This is a genomic window from Schlesneria paludicola DSM 18645 (assembly GCF_000255655.1).
Lineage (GTDB): Bacteria > Planctomycetota > Planctomycetia > Planctomycetales > Planctomycetaceae > Schlesneria > Schlesneria paludicola.
On sequence record NZ_JH636435.1, the window covers coordinates 971,122 to 993,340 of the forward strand.

Below are 22,219 nucleotides of genomic sequence, written 5' to 3' on the forward strand. Positions count from 1 at the left end.
ATGTCCCGCGCAACAATCAAGATTCTTGGGGACTGTCAACCTGAACTGCCGCTGCAATCTCCCCCGCGAATTGGCGAATTTTGGTGACGGCGGCGACGATTGAATCTACGGCCGAAAGTTCGGCGAGTAGAACCGGATGATGGAGCGTCAGCATTCCTGCATCCGCGCGCGTCGCCTCGTTTAGTTCATCCGCTCGACGAAAGCGTCGTGAAGCATGAATGAGGTGGAGTCCGCGAAATCCTGGATCGAGTGCAATTCCTTCCGCACGCATTGCAGCAGCGAATTGATTTCGATTCATTCCTTGGAAATCACGGGACTCATACCGAAAGCCCACCTTGTAGTACGCTGGCTCGATCGCATCGGCGGGCACTTGTAGGAGTTCGAGTCCCGGAACATCCTTCAGCAGACTGGCCAGTTTTGCCACGAAGATGCGTCGCTGCGTGTTGAGGCGACCGAGTTGCTGCAGTTGCGGCAACAAGACTGCAGCCTGCATTTCAGAGAGTGGGTACGCGTCGTTCCCTCGCTGCGTGTAACGTTTAATACGTTCGGCAATGTCAGCGCGGCGGCTCAACAAGGCCCCGCCGCGTCCCGCCGTCAGCAGCTTACTTCCCCCAAAACTGTGCACACCGACATCCCCCCAGGTTCCCGCCTTGCGGCCAAAGACAATCGCACCAGGATTCTGACACGCGTCCTCGACGACTGGGATGCTCTGTGCCGCGGCGTGTCGGCAGACCTCTGCCATTTCGACGACACCACCATGCAAGTGCGACACAAGAATCGCGCGCGTACGTGGTGAAACGGCTGCGGCAATTCTCGTAGGGTCGATCTGCCAGGTGACCGGATGCAGATCGATCAGAACGGGAACGGCTCCCAGGCACAGCACATTCTGAAAGTTCGCTTTAAAGTCGTAAGCGGCCATGATGACTTCGTCACCCGGCCCAACACCCGCGCCGCGCAACGCCAATTCGACCGCCGAGGTGCCACTGCTGCACAGGAGAACATGCTCAACACCGTGATCATCGGCCAACTGCCGCACCAGCTCCGGCACATGCGGCCCGTGATATCGGCCCCAATTCCCAGACATGAACAGCTCTTCGAACACGGTACGAAGAGCCTGATCACTACGCGGCCATGTGGGCGCCCCCTGCGGAAAAACGGCCTTGCCGCCAAGGATTGCCGGACGGTGCAAGTCACTCAGGTTCATGCCGATATCGTCATCCCGATTTCATTGCGATGCTTGTTGCAGAATCGATTGCGATGTCTACTATCCTCTGGCTCACGCGCGAGCGTCAATTGACTTCCTTCATCGGAAATGCCCAATGTCGAAGAATATACGATTTGTGATGGTCGGTGGATTCCTGGGTGCCGGCAAAACAACCACGCTCGCGCGTCTCGCGAAGCAATATACGTCTCAGGGTCTAACGGTCGGCATTGTCACGAACGATCAGGCTGCGGATCTGGTCGACACGAAATCATTGCGGTCGCAAGGATTTGAAGTTGGCGAAGTTGCTGGAGCCTGTTTTTGCTGTCGATTTGACGATTTGATCTCGACGATCGACTCCATCGGAAAAGGGCAGGCGCCCGATGTGATATTGGCCGAACCGGTCGGAAGCTGCACCGACCTTGTCGCGACGGTCATCCAACCGCTGAAGCAGCTCTACAAGGCCAGGTTTCAAATCGCGCCTTACGGAGTCATTTTGAAACCGAGCCAGGGACGAAAGATTCTCAAGAACGAACCAGGAACGGGATTCTCGCCCAAGGCCGCCTACATTCTACAGAAGCAGTTGGAAGAAGCAGACCTTATTTTGATCAATCGCGTCGATGAACTATCCGCAGCAGAACTCGCAGAACTGCATACACTGCTGGATCAGCAGTATCCGCATACGCCGCGCCTCTCGATTTCTGCCAAAACGGGGCAGGGGTTTGACGCCTATTTTGAGTTCCTGGACCAGGTCGGCGATTTCGGTCGACGAATTCTGGACATTGACTACGACATTTACGCTGAGGGCGAAGCCGAACTTGGCTGGTTGAACAGCAATGTCCAGATCTCATCAACGACGGAATTTCCTTTGGACAAACTGCTGCTCGAATTGATTGGTGTGTTGAAGCAACGGCTGGTGGAAGCGGGGCTCGAAGTCGCTCATCTGAAACTGATCGGCTTAAGTCCGGCGGCATTCGGTGTGGCAAATCTGGTCAGTCGCGATTTGCCGCCGGAACTGTCATTGCCGTCTCACGCCACGACCCGAACCGTGGAACTGGTCGTGAATGCCCGGGTGGCATGTGACCCGGGTCTGCTGGGCGAACTGGCAGACGAGACGATCCGACAGGTCTGTTCGACCTATGCCGCAACGGCCCAATTCGGCGGAGCACAAATGTTTCGACCTGGCCGGCCCCAGCCAACCCATCGCATGAGTCGTGCGGGAAGCGTATAATCAGTTGTCCGTGAAAGATCGTGTTCGCCTTGTGCTGCCTTGGGCATTGAAACGAGGTGTTCGCTGTCCAAAGCGGAAAGAGAATTCCATTCAGCGAAATCCGACATCGCATCGCTGGAATCTGCTAATCAGGATCAGTGCCCCATGTATCTGCGTATGGCCCGTCGTCTCCTGCTGGAAACCGATAAGCGTTTGCTGTGGAAGCTCGCATACAACTTTGGTTTCAAGGGAATGATGTCCGTTCAGCGGTTCAAACGGCGGATGAAACGGGGCGAGTTTTTCCCGCCGTTCATCTACATCTCGGTCATCAATAGCTGCAACTTGCGATGTCAGGGCTGCTGGGTCGATGTCTCGGCCAAACAACAGATTATTGATGTCCCGGCGATGAATCGGCTGCTGAATGAAGCCAAGGAAGCTGGGAATTACTTCTTCGGAATCGTGGGCGGCGAGCCGTTCATGCATCCGCACTTGCTAGAGATCCTGGCCGCGCATCCCGATTGTTATTTCCAAGTCTTCACAAACGGGCATTTCATTACGCCTGAAGTCGCTGCCGAACTGCGACGACTTGGCAACGTCACCCCCCTGATCAGTGTCGAGGGGACCGAAATTGTCAGCGATGAACGACGCGGTCGTCCGGAAGTGCTGTCGAAAACGATGGAAGGCCTGAAGAATTGCCTGGAGCACAAGGTGATTACAGGAGTCTGTACCAGCGTTTGCCAGACGAACCTTGACGATCTGGTCAACGAAAAATGGCTGGATCGCCTGATCGAAATGGGCGTGATGTACTCCTGGTTCCATGTCTATCGCCCCATGGGCCCGAATCCACAGCCAGAACTTTCACTGAGCCGAGAGCAGCAACTGCGTATTCGCCGATTTGTCGTCGATATGCGTGTGCGCAAACCAATCGGAATTATCGACGCCTATTACGACGGGGAAGGGAAGGCTCTTTGTCCCGCGGCATCTGGACTGACTCATCACATCAACCCCTGGGGTGGAATCGAACCCTGCCCGATTATCCAATTCGCCAAAGACTCGATTCACGACACACGTCACATTAAAGACGTGATTGGAAAATCCGAATTCTTACGTGATTTCCGACAGGTTGCAGCATCCGCCACGCGCGGCTGCATTGTGCTTGAACGCCCGGACTTGCTACGGCAATTGGTCGTCAGCCATGAGGCAGGCGACCAGACAGCGCGGAAGTCGGCACTCGCCGAACTGACCAAGATGGATTCACGACCATCTCAGTACGGCCCTGGGCAAGAGATTCCAGAGCGCAGCTGGGTTTATCGATTCGCCAAGCGATTCTGGTTCAATGACTTCGGTGCCTATAAGTCGCTTGATGCCGCGACTGCCGCCCAGCAGTCCGCGTCGGTCTGATCTGAAACGGCCGTTTTTCTGGCGCGAGTCGGCTGATCGAACGCGCCGTCGCTTCCTTGAGAACCGTCACTGACTTGAGGCATCAAGAACTGAAGAGATCATCTGTGCGCAACAGTTGATTTCCAGAAGAAGTGCTCGGCGGAATGCACTTTATTCCAGCCGGTAGATGGTGGCATCGGATGCGATTGCCAATAGCGTGTTGTTTACCTGTCGCAGTCCCAAGGAAAGCGATTGCGGCAGGACAATCCGCTTAAGTTCTTCGCCCGTCTGCGAATTGAGGACAAGTACAACACCACTTCGGCATGCGACCCAGAGCGTGTCATCGCGCAGTAGAATCGGGCCCGTCGGTTGTTCCGGCCCCAGATTGTAATTCCATTTTTCCGGTAAGTTCTTCCCCTCACTCAAGCAATGCAGCAGCCCATCGCCAGCGTGAACAACCAGATTGTCGCCGGGAAGCCAAAGGTTCTTCACCGGCGCCTCAAGACGGGATTGCCCGTCGGTGTCGAAAGAGTGCACATTCAATTGTCGGCAGACACCGCTGGCGTCGGCAACATACAGTGACTCACCACGAACGATTGGGCGAACGTCGATCGGATGTTCCAATTGCAGCTTGGCGACTTCTGCCAGATGTGGAACGTCTGCCTGACGCAGTTGAATCCGGATGATTCTGCCGACCGCGTCACAGGCAATCAGTTCTCGTCCATCGACACGAACCAAATGTGCCCACTTGTGGTCCTGTCCATCGCCAACGGGAACGTGATACTCCTGGACTTTCTTCTTGGCTGACGTCAATGACAGCAGTGCCAATCGCCCAGATAGCGGCAGAACCAAGCCATCGTCGAGCAGGACGGGATCGGTCGCGGGCATGTCATTGAGCGGGTACTGGCTTGAAATCTGCCCAGCGTTGTTCAGAACGAATAGTCGATTTGTGTCCCCGCCTGCCGCCAGCACCAGACGTTGATCATCAAGTAACGTTGCTCGAATTGGCTTTGTGATGTTCGCCGGAAGCTCGAGATCAACGCCTGCCTTCAGATCGACGCCACCATTCATGACGCGGTTTTTACTGAGAGAATAGACCGTTCCGCTCTCTCCAACCCAGGCGATCCCGTCATCGCGAGTCGGACCGACCTCCAGGGGTGCGTCACCAACGATGCAGCGCCAGGGGTTGACCAGCTTCTCGCGTTCGACGGGCGAGAATGTGACCGCGTCACTATAACGAGACTTCCGCCCCACGAAAAAATTGTCGCCGACAAGCTGCAACGGTTGCGACGCGATGCCCGGCGCCGTTGAGTTCGAGTCCATTCGGATGCTGTCACTGACAATTTCAAAATGCCGGAACGCCGACCCTGCCGACCAGAACTGCCCGTCCGCCCCCAACGCGACGAACAGTGGCGCATTGATGCGTTCACGAACGTTGGCTTGATCGGCACGGTACTGCCCAATCGGCGAGATCCCCGCATGCCCCGCTTCGTCAGACACTGCGAACGCAGCAAACTGTTCACCCGACGACGGAACAACCAATTGATTGCCGCGGAGTACCGGGGTATCGCGAACCTGTCCCGTGACACGGGTCGAAGCCAGTTCCACGAGCGACTGGCCGGGCTTACCCGCGTCCCAAAGTCGCAGCCTGGCACTATCTACCTGATCATTTTCGCAGAGGAGCAACAGTTGCCCCATCGAGAGCGGCGGTGCGGAAATGGAGCCAGCCGCATGATCGGTAAACGTCGTCGCGATCGCGGATAATGTTGGTTGTGCCGAGGTCGATTTCAGCGACAACGTGTAGATCATCGCCTTCTCGCCGGGAACCAGCAGAAACTCGCCATCGCGAGACAGTGCAGGGGTCGATGCCAGATTCTGCGAAAAGTGAACGGTGGCGGACAATCGTCCTGTATCGACGTCAATCCGCACGAGCGACTGGTCCGCGAGAGCCAGGTACAGTTGTCCTTCGTGCTGCAGGGGAGCCCCGATCGCGCGAGAGTTCAATGGTTGGCGCCAGATCAGATTTCCTGTCGCCAACTCGCACGCCAGAATCGACTGTGTGCGCGTATCAAACAACACGACAGATGACTGCGCTGCCGACGTCAGAACCGGAAAGAAGGGGGAATTGATTCCGACAACGCGACGCCACACAAGTTCGCCCGTTACCGTATCAATCGCATAGCACGAGTCCTTCGCGATCGCGAAAACGACTCGCCCTTGCGACGATTCATCGGTACGAGACCGAAGATGCAAAAGTCCAACAACCGGCTCGTGGGGCGGTGCGGGACCGTCAGACGATTCGGCACGTCGTTCTGTATCGTCGACCGCGACGACGGACCGTTCAAGATCCAATGACTTTAGTTGCGTATCTTTGACGCGTTTTGACTGCAGGAACTCGGGAAACAATTTGACCAGTCGATCGGCTTCCGCCAGGGCTCGCATCGGTTCGCGTTTCGCAAGAGCGTCATCGACGGTCTTCATCGCCAGATCGAACGCTTGCTGCTTTTCGATCGCACGATCGGCCTTCAGCCGCTGGTCGTTGATACGCGCCACGGTCCCCACTGGAGGCGTTGCGGGATCGGCGTAGCGTTCGAGCAGATTCTGCGCCTCTTTCGAGACGACCAGCATCTCGGGATCACGAGCCGTCTCCGCAGATTTTGCCGCCCCCATCGAAATCTGTTCGGCATATTGAAAGATCGCCGAATGCAAGTCCGAAAAATCGGACTCGTTCCGATGGACCTTGATCAACCCATTCAGTTTTTCCAGCCCCGGCTTCCACGCGGGAGCTGCGCCCGAAATGTCTTTCTGAATCATGGCCCGGGTCAGGCCTCGCACCGCATGACGATGTAAACCATGATTCGGATATTGTGCGAGAAAACGTTCAAACGAGGATATCGACTGCGCATACTGCCCGCCGTTCATTTCGCTCAGGGCGCGGTCGTATAGCCGATTGGATTGCTCGCGATTGATCAAGAACCAGAAGATCCCGGTCACAAGCAGCAGGACCAGTGCGCCCCCCGATAGCCCCAGCACGAGCGGCGATTTGAGGACTTCCTGTTCACCCGGCCGAACCGGCCTTCGTCCCCCGGTCGTCGACTCCACTTTGCCATACTTCTTCCTTTCGAAAGAGGCATGGCTCAGATCACCAGCAAACACATCGTCTTGTTCATCCTCGTCGTCATTGAACATGGCTTCCATGACGGCCTGAGACTCCGTCATGACCTTCCCATCAAACAGCGACATGTCATCGACATTCGGTTCAGCAGGCTCCGCCTTCTTCGCGCTGACCTTCTTCGGTCGTGGTGGCGAGGCGTCTTTCGAGTGTCCAGCATCGGCCGGAGAGGCATCAAACAGCAGGTCGACGGTACCGATCCGAATGACGTCTCCCGATCGCAGCCCTGCCTGCACCACAGTCGTGCCGTTGACCTCAACACCATCTGAAGTTGCTGCAGTGACTTCAAATTGCGATTTGTTCCAGCCGATACGGCAATGGAGGGGAAGCACCTCGCGTTCAGGGATGCAAATGTCGTTGAATTGCTGGCGGCCAATGCTGGTCGGTTGCGTTCGAGACAATTCTCGAGTTTCCGTGTTTCCGTCAGCATGTCGAAGCGTGAGATGAGCCATTGCGTTCTTTAAATCAGAAAGTGGTGACCACCAAGGCGAAGGACAAAGTGATGATCAATTCAATCAGCCTTCTTTTGGGACGACATGCGGATTTTCTGCACTCCAATTTCATTGGCAGCATCAATGACGGCAATCACCGTGCGATGAAGTGATTGAGAACTGGCCGAGACGAGCAACTCCGTTTTTTGTTCTCGACGCATTTTATCCCGAAGAGTCTCGGCAAGTCGGCTGACATCCGACAGCGGCTCGTCATCGATCCAGATGCCGTTGCTGGCATCGATTTTGACCAGGATCGAAGTCCCCTGGAGATCTTCCAGTGTTTTGACCTGTTGCGTCGCTCCTTTTTGATCGGGATCGGGCGTGGGAACCTCGATGCTTTTCTGCAAACTGAACGACGCCGACACCATAAAGAAAATCAGCAACTGAAAGGTCACGTCGACCATCGGCGTCAGATCCATATCATCTGCGATCATCGGTTTGCGTTTGAATGTGAGCGGTCCTTCCGAATCGTCGTCGTTTCCAATTTCTGCGGGTACAAATGGCGCTTCGTCGGCATCCGCGAACCGTTCGTCTGTCGCTTCGCCTTCTTCGGATTCGCCCCCAGTCAGGACGTTGGGCTCATTTTGTGCATTCCCCTCGGGCGGTTGTGTGACCTCTTCGAAGATTTCAGCGTTTGGCTCCACCCCATCTTCTTCGATGGACGGTTCCACCTTGGGCCGCGGATCGGCGGTTGGCGTGGGGAAATCCTGAAAGGGGACGGTGATTTCGTTGCCGCACTTGGGACATTCGACGAGGTGCCCCGCCTCACGGCGGGAAATCGCCATCAGGGCTTCACATGACGGACATCGAAATCGAATCGGCATAGTCTCTCGTCGTCTGCGGAAGTCGTCGTTCGTACTCGCCCGTCGGTGGTGGCGGGCTCGGTTTGCGTTGTGGATCTATTCTTTTGGTTTGTCTCCGACTCCCATGAACAATTCCGCTCCATCGACCGATTTGATTGCCTGCGACACCTCATCGACCAGACCGTGTGAGACATCGCCTTCCGCTTTGAGCACGATGCGGTTTTTCCGATCACGCACGCTCTCTTCCACGTAACGACGGACGTCCGCCAGATCCGCTTCTTCGCCTGCGCCGTCGCCCATTACGATATGTGGGGAATCGGCCGAATTTTTGGGAGCCAGAATGGTCACGACGGTCGCGCTGGCCGAATCCACACCAATGCTGTGCTGTGCTGGTGGAACGTCAACGTCGGGAGTTCCCTGCATTGTGGAAGCGACCATGAAGAAGATCAGCAGCAGGAATGTCACATCGATCATCGGCGTGATATCCATTTCGCCGTCGGCGACTTTCCGTCCGCCGCCGAAGCTGCCTGCATCGGAAAAGAGCCCCCGTCGTGCCATGCTTGTTCTTTCACGCTCACGCTAACCGGAACGTCAATTTCGTGCGAGCGCCCCATTGGTACTGACTTAAGTTCCCACCGAACCATGCGGCGATCCGGGACGATCCCTCCCGTTTCGCATGCTTTATTTGCGTTTCGCCACGGCTTGTTCAAGTTGATCGAGGAAGCGGCCAATCTGGTGTTGGACGCTGTCGGTCAATCGTCCGATTCGAACCTGCATTGAGGCCATGCACATCACGAGAGGAATCGCGATCATCAGTCCGACGGCCGTGGTAATCAACGCGAAGCTGATGTCGTTGGCCAGCGAGGAGGGGTTCACACCCGAAGCTTGCTTTTCCGCGATCTTGCCGAAAGCGGCAATCATCCCCAACACCGTTCCCTGCAACCCGAGCATCGGCGCCGTCTTGACCACGGTGTTCACCCACGACATCTGATAGTCCATCTCGGCCAGCACTTCGCGTTCGAAGGTTTCGCTGAGCAACTGTCGCAACTTGTTCATGGGCCAATGTCGATTTGCCATCGCAATCAGAATGAGTTGCGGAACCGCCTTCGACCAGTAGGGAGGCGAATCACAAAGGGCAACGACATCGTTGAACTGCCGCGACTGCAGCTTCTCGCTGATTTGATTCAGGAACTCGTCCGCCGCCGACTGCGAACGGAACTGTTTCTGCCCGATCCGACGATAAATCAGAATCACCAGAAACATTCCATAGATGGCGGCGATCCCCTGCATCGGATAGATCAGGTTGCTCATCAAATCGACGAGGGCGTTAATACTCATGCAGACTTCTCCAGCCAGTACATCCAGGTGCAGCCCTGCCGCCGTGAGCCAGTTGCGGTGCGAGCCGCTGCGAGCATATCACCTTGGTGATACTGTCGAAACACTTCCGAATGCCGTGGATTCGTATTCACCCGCCATTTTCCTTCGCCTGATGAGCGGCACATGTCTCGACGAGTCGAATTGTCCGCACCTGCGGCCGTTCGGGCCAGCAGGCGATCAACGTCATGAAACGCCAACTCGTCGCATTTTCAACATCGAATGCGATCAGAATCGCACATTTTTTCGTACCAAGCCGCCGGAATGACCTGAGATTATTCAACCTTGATCACGACAGCGGTGATGTCGTCTCGTTGCGAAACATGCGCACGAAACGACTCGACAGCCACATACAGGGCATCCAGGATTTCGGCAGACGATCGCAACCGATGCTGTCGAATTAGCTCGACCAACCGACTGCGGCCAAAGAGTTCTCGCCGGGGAGAGATCGATTCAGCGATTCCATCGGTCGCAATTAACAGGACATCGCCCGCAACCAAAGGGCGTGTTCCGGCATTCGAAAAACTTGCGGTGCGGTTCCACCCCAATGCCGTGCCAGTGCTCTCGAGCCGTGAGCCGATGCCATTCGCGTCAACGATCAGCGCTTCGTGCCCCGCGGCCGCGTAGCTCAACGACCGATCGTGGAAGTTCAAAGCCCCCAGAAAAAGGGTGACAAACATGTCGTCCGGCAGATCGTCTGTCAGGATTTCATTCAACTTCGTCAGACAGCAGACGGGATCCGTCTCACTGAGCATCAAGGTTCGGAGAATTGCTCGCGTTTCAACCATTTCCAGCGCCGCCCCGAGTCCGTGCCCACTGACATCTCCAACGGCGATCGCCAAACGATGATCTCCCCACGGTATGAAATCATAGTAGTCACCACAGGCCCTTGAACACGAAATCGAAAGCGCGGCGAAATCGAAACCAGGAACTTTCGGCAATTGCCTGGGATTCAGCGACATCTGAATCCGTCGAGCCGTTTGCAGCTCTTGATCCATTTCCATCTGCTTCAGGCGATCTGTCGTATCGCGGAAGGTGATTACCGCTCCGATAATTGCCTCATGGTCGCGGGTTACTGCGATCGTATATTCGACGGGAACTTCTGATCCGTCGCGACGCCGAAACGTCGCGGTGTGGACTGGAGTCAGTTTCCGGCTGGGAATCCCCTTCGCGGCGTCAGATGACGACTGTTGATTTAAGCCATCAAACTGAATCCGGTTGCTGACGATTCGAGAATGACACTGTCCATACAAATCGGATGTCGTCCATTGAAGCATCCGCTCGGCAGAGGGATTTAGAAACAGAATCCTTCCTGCCGGATCGAGTCCACAAATCCCATCCTCGACCGTATCCAGAATTAGATGCTGGCGATGCTGTAGCGAGGCAATTTCACGCTGATCGCGAATCCGGTCGGTGATGTCGGAAGAAATCCCGGCAACCGCGTAGATGATTCCTGCATCGTCACGCAACGGGAACTTCAACGAGAAATAGCGATGATAGCCATCATCTTGAAGCGTGACCTCTTCACACTGCCGCGACTCACCGGATTCCAGCACGAGACGATCGTTCATCCGGAAAACCTCGGCCAGTTCCTTGGGAAACACTTCAAAGTCATTCAGCCCCAGGATTTTCTGGCGACTGATATGAAATAGCGCCTCGAACTGCCGATTGATGAGCATGTACTTGTACTGCGTATCCTTGACGTAGATCACAGACGACGTGTGGTCAAGCAACGCTTCGATCAGCGATGCGGCCCCTGATTCCACATTCGAGTTGGCGACAGTGTTCATGGTTCGTCCATCGAGAATGGACGCGACGGTGCGTCAGCGAAAAGAAAATGAAGTGGCGAAAGAATCGATCGATTCAAATGAATTGAAATGAAACGGATGACCTGACCATACCAGAATTGGCAACTGGACGGCAGCGTTCCATCAGACAATCTTGATCGGTTCAGTTTTTTTGCGGGCCGAGATCCTCGCTGGACTTGATCGCGGCGAACGGCCAGCTCTCAGTCCCATCGCCGATTGCATTCCAGCAATTGTCCTTCCTCCGTCAAGGCGACGCAGGATGATTGCGGTACCACTCATCGACGTAGTTTCGCACAAGCTGATACGCCGCGTGCTCGCGCGGCCCTGCCGTTTTCTCGACAGGAACGGCCAGCGCCGCCAATTGCGTGCGAATTTCAGCCTCGGAGACGAGATGCAGTCGCGTCGCCAGAATTGTGGCTTCAAGCACAGCGTGCTTGGCGCGATTGAAACCAAAGACATCTCGAACACGGCCCACGTTCAGAACCTGGGCCGTCAGCGATGTTCGATCCGTGGTATCCTCGATTCGGGTGATCTCAAATTCGTACCACCGGCAGCAGTCCGACAGAACGCGGCCATCGATTCGTGTGGCGGCGAACGTCGAGGGATCGTGCTCCAATCGATCCAGCGCCGCCTGCGCGATCAGCAAAACGTCATCGACGACATGAAAGACGCCACAAGGCCGTTGCTTGAGGTTGCGATACGTCGTCGATGACCGAAAGGGGCGAAGCGTCAATGACATCATCGATTCATCAACGATCGGCCCCATCGGTGCAACATTGACTTCGTTGAGTTCATTCAGAGACGTAACAAGACCCTCGATAATCATCGCGTTTAAGACTCTAAGCGGAGGCACGAAGAAAGCGGTCAGTGCGTTTGTGGCTACATAACAAACGCGTTCTTTCTGATCATGCAGATTACAGTCTGAACGCGTTTCTTGCGACCAGCGAGAACTTCCGCGACTCAGAGGCGACGTTTGCGAGAGTCCGGCTTTTCGACAATCGGCTCGTTTGCCGAATCCGCGAATTTGAACAATTGACTTGTCGTCCGCAAATAGACCGATCGTCCGCAAACAATCGGCGAAGCCATAATCCCTTCCGGCAATCGGTTTTCGGAAATTGCATCGAACTGCACCCCCGTCTGGATGATGTAGCTCAAACCTGTTTCATTCCCGCAGATCAACTGGCGGCCCGCCACGATCGGCGATGCCGAATAACTTCCCTGTAATCGCTTGCGCCATTCAATTTTTCCCGAAAGCGAATCCAAGCACGTCAACTGGCCATCGTCTGACAAAACGTACAGAAGGTTTTCATGGCAAACCGGTGAAGGAATCTCGCTACCGATTTTGACCTGACGCCAGGTTAAATGTGATTTGGTGACGTCACCTGTTCCGTCCGCCTGGATGCAAACCACTTCGCCCAGCGGCAATCGGCTTGTGGCGAACACACACTGATCATTGAAGGCGATGCTATTCGCAACCCGTTCGGCAGCCCATTGAAATCGCCAAAGCTCTTCACCCGTCGCGGGGTTATAGCTCATGATCAGCCCCTTGCCGCCCAGAACCAATTGAGATCGACCAGCGATTTCACCGACGATTGGCGTACCAAAGCTTTCTCCGTCAGGCCGCTTGATGCGCCAGACAATTTCACCTGTCTGCCGGTGGAACGCGGTCAGATAACTTCCCTTGCGCTGGTCAGCGGACACAATCACAAGCGACTTGTACAGGACCGGCGACGAACGATACCCCAGCTTCGTCCAGTACGATCCGGCTTCACGTTGCCAGACAAGTCGACCTTCCAGATCAACGGCCGTCACCCAAAGGCGACCATGTCCCACAGTCGCGACGAAGACCGACTGACCATCACATGCCGGCGTTGCCGTGGCGTGCGAGTTTTTTTCATGCACTTGCGGCAAGCCACCGCGGTGCAGTTCGGTCCACCAACGTTCGCGGCCCGAGTTCCGATCATAGCTTCTAAGCGAAACACGCTGCCGGTCTGCTTCCGCAGTTAGCAGAAACAACTGATCCCCCCATGCCGTCGGTGTGGAGTGACCGCGACCAGGAAGGTCAATCTGCCAGCCGCCCTGCGTCGCCGCAGTCCAATGTGAGGGCACGTCGTGGACCAGTCCAACGTTCCGCCCATCGCGACCGCGCCAGCACGGCCAGTCGTCCGCACCCGGACGTCCGTCAGCCAGGGCAAAATTTGAAATGCGATCTGCGTGCCGAATCTCGCGTACGCCATCGCGCGATGCGTAGAGCCAGGCCGCCATGATGATTAGAATCATCGCGCCCGTAACCGTTCGAACTGTTCCCCACTTCGCTATCACGATGTTTCCGATCCGCCCTGCTTCTTGAACATCAGTACAAGTCGACAGGAGACGGTTTAAGCCGCCGCTCGTTGAGTTTGAGCCGCCCACAACCGTTGGTAGATGGGACACGCCTGCAACAGGTCTTGATGTTCGCCGCTGGCAACGACTCGTCCGTGATCAAGAACGACAATTCTTGACAGGAACTCCATTAAAACTGGCGTCAGGCAATGAGTGATCAGAATCGTGGTCCGTCCGCGGGTAAATCCCCGCAAGGAAGAATAAATCAACTGCTCGCTTTGCGCATCTATTGCCGAAGTTGGCTCGTCCAGGATCAGAATGCGCGAATCCCGCAAAATCGCTCGAGCCAACGCGATTCGCTGCCGCTGCCCACCGGAAAGCTGTTTTCCCTGATCACCGACGGGCGTCCGCAGCCCCTGCGGCATCGTTTCGGCGAATTCGAGCACATGAGCCCGCCGCGCCGCTTCCTGGACATCATCGTCCGAAGCATCAGGTCGCCCATAACGAATGTTCTCGAAGATCGTTCCTTCAAACAGTAGTGTGTCTTGCGAGACCAGTGCCATCTGTTCGCGAACGTCTCGTAACCGCACGTCCTTCAAATTGACGCCATCCATCAGGACGTCGCCCTGATTCGGATCGCAGAATCGAGCAATCAGATTGACCAGCGTCGACTTGCCCGATCCATTCGGGCCAACGATCACGATCGTTTCACCGGCATCGATCGTCAAGTTCACTCCGTTCAAAACGGGCCCGCGGTCAAGCTGCTCGTTGGCAGCACTGGCATACCGAAAATGAACGTCGCGAAACTCAATCTTTTGATGCAGGGCAGGCAGAAGCTGCGGCGCAACCGGATTCGCCACGAGAGACGGCGTGTCCATCCGCGCGAAGAACCGCTCGGCAATCGCAGTCGAATGACGAATGCCCGTGTAGAATTTCGAGAACTTCCGCAGTGGCTCAAGTACGCCCGCCAGCAGCGCATAAAACAACGCGAGTTCAGGCAACCTTGGCGGCGACGCCGCCAGCGGGATTCCCCAAATCGTCGTGGTTTCTCGCAAGACCAGGTACGCGGCGGGCAGAAGCACTGCCGTCGCGGCAAGCATCGCTAACATCTCGGTGATCGGACCGCTTAGGGCATCGATCCGAACGAGTTGCATTGCTTGTTGATAGAAAATCTTGTGCTCACGATGAAACCGACGGCGGTGACGCCCGGCCTGATCGAACACAATGACGGCTTTGGCATTGTGAAAGGTCTCTTCCAGACCTTTGTACAATCGCCCCATGCTATCGATCACGCGGTTCGCAGCCCGCTTCAGTTGTTGCCCCAGCCAATGGAACAAGACTCCCAGCACGGGCATGAAGAGAAAAAAGACCAGACTCAACTTCCAGTTCAGGTAGAACAGGGCGACCAGGCAGGAGACAGCCTTCAGGGGTTCCCGCACAACGCGACCGCCAAGCTCCGTCAACCCATTCGCCAAATTCTGCAGCGTGTACGTCAGATCTGTGAGCCAGGCCGACGAACCCTCAATTGCAATCGTCTGCGGGTCGAGTTTCAGGGCCGTCCGGAACAATTGCTGCCGCAGATCAATGACGACCATCTCGGCCACACTGCCCGCCAGCACGTCCTGTAGATAAGCGAATCCGCCGCGAACCAGCGTCACAAGCAGAATCAGCGCAAAGAGTGTCGCGAAAAGTTGAAATTCATCTGAGGGCAGGTTTCGGACAATCCGCGACTCAACCCAACTTAGCATCCACAATTTCGTCGTGTAGACATCAAGTTCAATTCGTTGCTGACGCAATGCGTCGATTACGGAAACGCGTTCGCCACTACGCCTCCGCGCCCCTTCCTGCTGCCCCAATTCAGGAAGCTGGTCAAGCTTCGCCTCAAGCTGTTCCAGTTTTGCAGTTCGCGATTCAATCGCTTTCGAAGTCTCTGTCACTTCGTACTGCACGTAGTTCGCGAGCGTATGATGCTCGCCGACCATCACCGTGATCGGAAAAGTCAGCAGCAGTTCGACGCTCCACAGAGATGCCGACAAAATGCCGAATGCGACCGAGAGCACCAACTTACGTCGGTACGGCCAAACAAACGAACACAATCGACTCCACGTCTTCACGTAAGCGGCATCCCTGCATCGCAATTCAACACGGGCGAGTCATTCGCCCATCAGGCGTACATGAGTATTACAGAGAAAAGCGACTGGTTCGTCCAGACGGGAATTTTGAACAAGCTGTCCGCAGAAGCTGCGCAGAACCACCTGAATTGGCAATGGGACCGAACGTGAAGCGGGATCGCATCCACCTTGATAAAATTTCCACAAACAATTACATACAAATCACTTATGAACAAATGACGCAGTGAGAACGCCCACACACTCTGGCGTCGGAATCAAGCCCCTCACTTCTACGACAGATTGTCATAGATTGAACCTGAATATTCCGAGTCAAATCAACCGGATTCCCAATCGCCGAATGGCGTGCGGATTGTATCATATCTAGCGATTGCATCGGGTCTGTGGCGAATTTTCTTCATGATGTTGTGCCGCTGATGCCATACCGCAGCGCTCGTGAACCAGGTTTCGATGCTAGGTTTCAACGAGGACGAGGCGTCGAGTTGTAATCTGCGCCGAAAATGTTCGTGCCGACGTTGCCCGTCCGAGGGTTCGTCGAACGCTTGCGAGGAAGGACGTTCGTGACAACATATTTAGTCACCGGGGGCGCCGGATTTATTGGTTCACACATCGCAACCCGGCTTGTCGAAGACGGGCATCGGGTGCGGGTTCTGGACAACCTTTCGACCGGATCGCTGCAGAATCTGGCTCATCTGGACGATCGAGTCGAGTTTCATTGCGGTGACCTTTGCGATGGATTTGCAGTCGCCCAGGCCGTGAAAGACGTCGAGATCATTTTTCACGAAGCGGCGCTTGCATCCGTCCCACGCTCAGTCGAACGTCCGCTCGACACACACCATGCCTGCGTCACTGGGACAATCAACCTGCTGGATGCCGCTCGTCGCGCCGGGGTTCGTCGCGTCGTTTACGCGGGATCGAGCAGCGCCTATGGCAATCAGAAGACCATGCCAAAGCATGAAGGGCAGGTCCCTCAGGTCCTGTCCCCCTATGCCGCCGCCAAGCTGGCTGCAGAGCTCTACTGCGAGGCGTTTGCTTCGACATATGGGCTGGAAACAGTCCGATTACGATACTTCAATGTCTTTGGCCCCCGCCAAGACCCAAACAGCCCCTATTCGGCAGTCATCCCTCGATTTGTGGCCGCTCTGCTCAACGGCGACAGCCCCACGATCTACGGCGACGGCAGCCAATCCCGGGATTTTACCTTCGTCGAAAACGTGGTTGAGGCCAATTTGCGCGCGGCACACGCCAAAGGCGTCAGCGGGCACGTCTACAACGCCGCTTGTGGGCAAACCTTGGACTTGATCCGTCTGCTTCGACTGATCTGCGAACGCCTTGACGTCACGTTTGCACCAAGATTCGAAGCGGCCCGCGTGGGTGACGTCCAACATTCGTGGGCCGACATCTCGGCAGCGGAACGCGATCTTGGGTATCGAGTTCAGGTGTCGGTCGAAGACGGATTGGCTCAAACCGTCGACTGGTACGTTGAACAACATCAGGCCCAGAAGAAATCGGCCCCCGCTTCCAAGCAAGCCGTCACCACTACGATTTGAACAGAACCCGAGCCGTAATTCGCGGATCAACACAGATCTGCAATCAACGGCGACCGACAAAAGCGTCAGACAGGCGTGGACATTCGATTGCGGTACAGAGTTCAGCAATGACCGCCCGCAACGTATTGAATCAGGAAACCAGCGGTGAAAAAAGAACTTGAATTCCACCCGGGGATGCTTCCCGCTCACGCAAATCCAAACGATGAAGCGGAACGCCTGCCTCTGAACTATCTGGAGCTGATCTTTCGCTACAAGTGGCGACTGATCGCTGGCGCGCTGGTGGGATTGCTCATCGGGCATCTCTTGTATTTGAAGGCGGGCCCCGAATTCGAAGCCGTCGCGGAAATCCTGGTCCAACCCAAATACACGCCGCCGATTAAAGATGAAGAAAAGATGCTCAACCGAGGCGCGATGCCCAGCGAGCACATCAAGCTGATTCTTAGCCCCTTGATCGCATCGGAAGCCGTTCGTCAGGGGCACCTCGAAGAACTGAAAACCTTCCGCGGCGAACCTGACACCACCGAAGTCGTCCTCGACGGATTGAAAGCCAAACGCATCGCCGGACAGGACCGGGGGCACAGCAATGTGTTCGACATTCGCTATACGAGCAAGCAAGCAGACGATGCCAAGAAGGTTCTGGAATCCGTCATCACCGCGTACGGCGTCTATCTGAAGAAAAGTAGCGACGAACAAGCGCAAGTGGTACAGCAATTGGCCGCCGACGCGACCCAGGCGATGGTTGAACGACTGCGGCTCAAAGACGAGCAGTACAATCAATTTATTCAAAGCGTTCCCGAAGAATTCCGCTCGGCACTGGGATCACCATCCCAAGCCACTTCCATGCAAACGAACGTCGCTCCACAGGATGTGATTGAAAAACTAGCCAACGAACGCAGCTTGAATCTGATCAAAATTGCCGACCTCGAGTCTCGAAAGAAGGCCGTCGAAGGAGCCATCGCCGCAGGCGAATCTCCCGATGCGCTGGAGCACCAAATCCGTCGTTTCCTGAATACGACAGACGGCCATGCCGCTCAAAATCAATCAAAATCGACAGAAATTGGAATCTACCAATCACAATTGATTCCGCTGCTCCTGAAAGAGAAAGAGCTCGCTCGAGACTATGGACGTCATTGGCCGGATCTGGTCGCCGTTCGAGAAAACATCAAGTCGATTATTCGAACCTATCGCAATTTGGGTGTGCAGCTTCCCGACGGGATCAGCACGGATACGATGAAGGACGTTCCAGAACCAGCGAAAGTTGATCTGGTTGCGCTTTATCTTGCCGAAGTCAAACAGCAGATCGCCGAGTTGACGATCAAAGAGGAACAGCTCAATCAGCTCATTTCACAAGAGCAGATTAAGAAGCGTGCGTTCGCCGAGTATCAATCGCGAGAACGCGATCTGCATGCCGAACGCACATCGCTGCAAGAGCTGTGGACCAAACAATTGGAACGCGAACAGTCCGTCGCGATCGAAAAGGACAGCAACGGCTATCGCATGACCAGCCTGTCGCCCGTGAAGCATGCACTGGTCATCAAACGAATGATGAAGTTCTACGTCGCCGGCGCGGCCGTCTGTCTGTTCATTGTTGGCTTGACCTGCGTTCTGCGGGAACTGAGCGATATGACGATCAAGACCGTTCGTGACGTTCGCGACATCATGCACCAGCCGGTACTGGGCAGTGTCTGCGAGTTCGCGATCCCGACCGATCGCTATAGTTCAACATCTGGCGTTCCCCACCCGGCACTGCGATACCTGCATGCCCCTTCCTCGGTCGAGGCCGAGACCTACCGCACGATTCGTGCGTCATTCCTGGTCACGACAGAGAACTTGAATGCCAAAGTTATCATGATCACCAGCCCAGAACCGGGTGATGGCAAGACCACCTTGGCCAGTAATCTCGCCGTGGCGCTCGCACAATCGGGCAAACGGGTGCTGTTGATCGATGGAGATTTGCGGCGGCCAACCGTTCATCGCATGCTGCGAATTCCGCAGGAAGAAGGATTGAGCGACGTTCTGAAGGGAACTGCCCGCTTTCACGAGGTTGTTCGCCCAACAGTTGTCGAACGATTGAGCGTCGTGACCACAGGAACACCCCCATCGAATCCGGCAGAGATCCTCTCGTCCGCTGAACTGGGCGAGGTCTTGAACGATTGTCGTGGTGAATTTGACTTTGTCTTCCTGGATGCGCCACCACTGCTGGCCGTCAGCGACCCGTGCGTTATGGCTCGTCATACGGACGGTGTGCTGCTCGTCGTCCGCCTTAACAAGAATCCGCGTACGGCGCTGATCCGCGTACGGCAGCTGTTGCAGGACCAAGAGATCCCGATGATCGGAACGGTTGTGAATGGTGTCCCGCTGAAAGGCGGACACGAATTCGGCTACACGTATTATGGCGAGTATGCTGGCCCCACGACGGCCACGTCGATAGCCGCCGCAGCGGTCCCACCGTCACACCTGCCAGTCTCATCCCCCGCAACGGCGGCATCGGAACTGTCTCAGGTGTAGAGCGACGGACCAAGTCAAGATCATTGCAAAACGAGCACCGCCGCGTTGTCGCGGCGGTGCTCGTTGCCATTCAGGGAATACCACCCTTGTGGGCTGCGATCTATTCTCCGCCGCCCATGACCATACTGCCGAATCCGCCAAGCAGACTTCCTTCATCCTTTCGCGTCGCGCCGACGCCGGCTGCAAGAACACGTCCGGCCAACCGCGAAAACGGCAAGGACTGCAACCAGACTTCACCGGGACCCGTCACGGTTGCCATGAATAATCCTTCGCCACCGAAGAGCGTATTCTTGAAGCCGCCCACGAACTGAATGTCATACGTCACGGAAGGCTGTAGCGCGACAAGACATCCCGTGTCGAGCCTCAGTGTTTCGCCCGCTTTCAATGTGCGCCGCATCAGCATCCCCCCGGCATGGATCATGACCACTCCGTCACCCAACAGCCGCTGCATGACGAAGCCTTCGCCGCCGAACAGTCCAACACCAATCTTCTTCTGAAAGGCAACGGCCAATTGAACACCGCGCGCGGCACACACGAATGAATCTTTCTGACAGATCAATTCGCCGCCAAGTTGCGCCAGATCCACGGCGAGAATTTTTCCGGGGTAGGGCGAGGCGAATGCGACTTGCCCCTTGCCATTCCCGGCTTGCGTGAACGTCGTCACAAACAGGGATTCACCGGTGATCGCCCGCCGTCCTGCCGTGACGAGTTTGCCCCAAAGCCCCTCAGACGGCTTGGACGGATCACCGAACCGCGTCTCCATCTTGATCCCGGCCGTCATGAACATCATGGCCCCGGGTTCGGCAATAACCATCTCCTGCGGGTCGAGTTCTACAACGACATATTGCATCTCTTCGCCGAAGATTTCGTAATCGATTTCATCCGCGGATCGTGGGGCGGATACGCGCGGCGGCGAATGAGGAGGCACGATGCGCTGCATGATCTCATCAACATGCTTCGCCTCGGTCCATTGCACGAGCCCCGGTCCATAAACGAGCGTGTTGTTGCCACCGACTTTCGGCAGGATCGATCGCAGTTCCGACAGGGACATCGGCCCAACCGACTGTTGCCCATCCGCGTAGTACCACTCTTCATTGTCACTCATGTTGGGCCACCTGAATCAAGAGGCGCGTTGATTTGTTGCTGCAAGAATTCGCCACGCAATGATGTCGGCTAACGGTTGTCGTGACGTGATGCAATCGGACTCGAATCGCACCATCTGACATTACGCGGAAAATCGTCTAGCGGATCAACTCTCGAGGAGATTTTGCCGAATTGGTCACACCGATCGAGGCGTTTTACGTCGAAACGGCGATTCCATGACGGAGCGCACTGTTTCGGGGTCAAGAAATGCGACGTACCCAAAAATCATCGCCAGACCGAAGGTCCACATTCCCAAAAACGCACCGATTCCCAGATGCATCAAGGCGCCGACAACCAGCATCAGCGGACGCAGTGCAGGAACCCAGATCAGGTATGCAAACGACAGTTCCCACAGAATTGTGACATGCGTCATCAGTTGCAGCACTTCGGGATACCACGCCAGCCAGGTCAAGTCAGCCGACTGATACTCGTAATTCGCCAGCGCACTCCAGAGCGCCTCACCGGTCCACCAGCTTTCTCCCTGCAGTTTTCCTGTGGCGGCAAAGAAGTAGATGATGCAGTAATGAACTTGAATCAAGCGAATCGACAGATTTGCCGCTGCCGTCTTTGGCGGGCGATTGCCCACAGACATTGCCGCCCCGCGACGACGTCTGTGGCTTCGAAATCGACGCCAAAGCCTGTCGATGGAATAGTCGGCTCCCGCTGGCCCCAGCATGAGATAGAGCAGCAGGATTCCGCAAATCTGGTCCAGGCCGAATGTGGCCAAGGTCGCACGCTGGCAGTAGGAGACATGAATGATGAATGCCAGAATCGAGGTCATTCGCGTCAGACATCCGATCCAGAACAGAACAAGAATTCCAATGCAAACCCAGTGAACCGTCTGCATCCACTCCGCAGGCACCGACCACCAAAATGACTGATTCCACTGTCCGCCCTGGATTTCGCGCACGAGTTCGACGCTATTCCAGCCATCAGGCCCCAAGAATGCAGGCAGGTCCAACCCCCAGACAAGATGGGAATAGATCACCATCCCACCAATCAACCAGCGAATGACGCCGAGCGGTGCCGAATCGGCAGGGGTGAACCAGAACCGATTCCAAGAGGAAATCAGGTCGAGCACACCTTGATCAAGACGTGCCACGGGGCGCCTTGGAGGTTGTTCCGCGT

General features: G+C 55.8%; 16 protein-coding genes. 4 read left to right on the forward strand and 12 right to left on the reverse strand.

The genetic code is table 11. The annotated features are described in order from the left end of the window. Nucleotides 1–16: 16 nt before the first annotated feature. Nucleotides 17–1,204, reverse strand: coding sequence for a DegT/DnrJ/EryC1/StrS family aminotransferase (locus OSO_RS44495; RefSeq protein WP_010585193.1), 1,188 nt, complete (start codon nt 1,202–1,204; stop codon nt 17–19). Nucleotides 1,205–1,319: 115 nt separating this feature from the next. On the opposite strand from OSO_RS44495, the gene OSO_RS0121515 reads away from it, so the two are divergent. Together OSO_RS0121515 and OSO_RS0121520 are read left to right on the forward strand one after the other, a co-directional pair. After that, complete coding sequence (locus OSO_RS0121515; protein WP_010585194.1) at nt 1,320–2,432, forward strand: GTP-binding protein; 1,113 nt, start codon at nt 1,320–1,322, stop codon at nt 2,430–2,432. Nucleotides 2,433–2,576: 144 nt separating this feature from the next. Further along, nucleotides 2,577–3,812 (forward strand): radical SAM/SPASM domain-containing protein, encoded by a 1,236-nt coding sequence (locus OSO_RS0121520; RefSeq protein WP_010585195.1) that lies wholly within the window; start codon nt 2,577–2,579, stop codon nt 3,810–3,812. Between the two features lie 150 nt (nt 3,813–3,962). Here the strand turns inward: OSO_RS0121520 and OSO_RS0121525 are convergent, their stop codons facing one another. The 9 genes from OSO_RS0121525 to OSO_RS0121570 all read right to left on the reverse strand — a co-directional run bounded on the left by OSO_RS0121525 (nt 3,963) and on the right by OSO_RS0121570 (nt 15,875). Continuing rightward, complete coding sequence (locus OSO_RS0121525; protein WP_193378347.1) at nt 3,963–7,364, reverse strand: BamB-related PQQ repeat family beta-propellar protein; 3,402 nt, start codon at nt 7,362–7,364, stop codon at nt 3,963–3,965. Nucleotides 7,365–7,474: 110 nt separating this feature from the next. Then, complete coding sequence (locus OSO_RS50875) at nt 7,475–8,239, reverse strand: ExbD/TolR family protein (RefSeq protein ID WP_029247299.1); 765 nt, start codon at nt 8,237–8,239, stop codon at nt 7,475–7,477. Nucleotides 8,240–8,353: 114 nt separating this feature from the next. Continuing rightward, complete coding sequence (locus OSO_RS0121535) at nt 8,354–8,815, reverse strand: ExbD/TolR family protein (RefSeq protein WP_010585198.1); 462 nt, start codon at nt 8,813–8,815, stop codon at nt 8,354–8,356. A gap of 123 nt (nt 8,816–8,938) precedes the next feature. Beyond that, nucleotides 8,939–9,595, reverse strand: coding sequence for a MotA/TolQ/ExbB proton channel family protein (locus OSO_RS0121540; RefSeq protein ID WP_010585199.1), 657 nt, complete (start codon nt 9,593–9,595; stop codon nt 8,939–8,941). Then, nucleotides 9,592–9,726 carry a hypothetical protein gene (locus tag OSO_RS52285; protein WP_261340388.1) on the reverse strand — a complete coding sequence of 45 codons (135 nt, stop codon included), beginning with the start codon at nt 9,724–9,726 and terminating at the stop codon, nt 9,592–9,594. Before OSO_RS52285 ends, OSO_RS0121540 begins: the two co-directional genes overlap by 4 nt. 180 nt (nt 9,727–9,906) lie before the next feature. Continuing rightward, entirely contained in the window at nt 9,907–11,421 is a 1,515-nt protein-coding gene (locus OSO_RS0121550) for a PP2C family protein-serine/threonine phosphatase (RefSeq protein WP_010585201.1), read from the reverse strand. A 262-nt stretch (nt 11,422–11,683) separates the two neighbouring features. Then, nucleotides 11,684–12,265: a DUF447 domain-containing protein gene (locus tag OSO_RS0121560; protein WP_010585202.1), complete on the reverse strand. Its 582-nt coding sequence runs from the start codon at nt 12,263–12,265 to the stop codon at nt 11,684–11,686. 134 nt (nt 12,266–12,399) lie between these two features. Then, nucleotides 12,400–13,719 (reverse strand): BamB-related PQQ repeat family beta-propellar protein, encoded by a 1,320-nt coding sequence (locus OSO_RS0121565; RefSeq protein WP_010585203.1) that lies wholly within the window; start codon nt 13,717–13,719, stop codon nt 12,400–12,402. A gap of 98 nt (nt 13,720–13,817) precedes the next feature. After that, nucleotides 13,818–15,875, reverse strand: coding sequence for an ABC transporter ATP-binding protein (locus OSO_RS0121570; RefSeq protein ID WP_010585204.1), 2,058 nt, complete (start codon nt 15,873–15,875; stop codon nt 13,818–13,820). Nucleotides 15,876–16,450: 575 nt separating this feature from the next. Here OSO_RS0121570 and OSO_RS0121580 point away from each other — a divergent pair. Together OSO_RS0121580 and OSO_RS0121585 are read left to right on the forward strand one after the other, a co-directional pair. Then, nucleotides 16,451–17,440 (forward strand): SDR family oxidoreductase, encoded by a 990-nt coding sequence (locus OSO_RS0121580; RefSeq protein ID WP_050986243.1) that lies wholly within the window; start codon nt 16,451–16,453, stop codon nt 17,438–17,440. Nucleotides 17,441–17,584: 144 nt separating this feature from the next. Continuing rightward, nucleotides 17,585–19,948 (forward strand): polysaccharide biosynthesis tyrosine autokinase, encoded by a 2,364-nt coding sequence (locus OSO_RS0121585; protein WP_010585206.1) that lies wholly within the window; start codon nt 17,585–17,587, stop codon nt 19,946–19,948. A 100-nt stretch (nt 19,949–20,048) separates the two neighbouring features. On the opposite strand, the gene OSO_RS0121590 is transcribed toward OSO_RS0121585, so the two are convergent. Together OSO_RS0121590 and OSO_RS44505 are read right to left on the reverse strand one after the other, a co-directional pair. Continuing rightward, on the reverse strand, nt 20,049–21,053 hold the full coding sequence (locus OSO_RS0121590; protein WP_010585207.1) for a TIGR00266 family protein: 1,005 nt from the start codon (nt 21,051–21,053) through the stop codon (nt 20,049–20,051). A gap of 174 nt (nt 21,054–21,227) precedes the next feature. After that, nucleotides 21,228–22,193 (reverse strand): HTTM domain-containing protein, encoded by a 966-nt coding sequence (locus OSO_RS44505; RefSeq protein ID WP_040592999.1) that lies wholly within the window; start codon nt 22,191–22,193, stop codon nt 21,228–21,230. Nucleotides 22,194–22,219 lie beyond the last annotated feature (26 nt).

Excerpts from the sequence above, each read along its gene's own strand:
- OSO_RS0121520 (WP_010585195.1), top strand. The coding sequence starts at position 2,577 with ATGTATCTGCGTATGGCCCGTCGTCTCCTGCTGGAAACCGATAAGCGT.
- OSO_RS0121535 (WP_010585198.1), bottom strand. The coding sequence starts at position 8,815 with ATGGCACGACGGGGGCTCTTTTCCGATGCAGGCAGCTTCGGCGGCGGA.
- OSO_RS0121550 (WP_010585201.1), bottom strand. The coding sequence starts at position 11,421 with ATGAACACTGTCGCCAACTCGAATGTGGAATCAGGGGCCGCATCGCTG.
- OSO_RS44495 (WP_010585193.1), bottom strand. The coding sequence starts at position 1,204 with ATGAACCTGAGTGACTTGCACCGTCCGGCAATCCTTGGCGGCAAGGCC.
- OSO_RS0121515 (WP_010585194.1), top strand. The coding sequence starts at position 1,320 with ATGTCGAAGAATATACGATTTGTGATGGTCGGTGGATTCCTGGGTGCC.
- OSO_RS0121590 (WP_010585207.1), bottom strand. The coding sequence starts at position 21,053 with ATGAGTGACAATGAAGAGTGGTACTACGCGGATGGGCAACAGTCGGTT.
- OSO_RS0121540 (WP_010585199.1), bottom strand. The coding sequence starts at position 9,595 with ATGAGTATTAACGCCCTCGTCGATTTGATGAGCAACCTGATCTATCCG.
- OSO_RS0121565 (WP_010585203.1), bottom strand. The coding sequence starts at position 13,719 with ATGATTCTAATCATCATGGCGGCCTGGCTCTACGCATCGCGCGATGGC.
- OSO_RS50875 (WP_029247299.1), bottom strand. The coding sequence starts at position 8,239 with ATGGCGATTTCCCGCCGTGAGGCGGGGCACCTCGTCGAATGTCCCAAG.
- OSO_RS0121560 (WP_010585202.1), bottom strand. The coding sequence starts at position 12,265 with ATGATTATCGAGGGTCTTGTTACGTCTCTGAATGAACTCAACGAAGTC.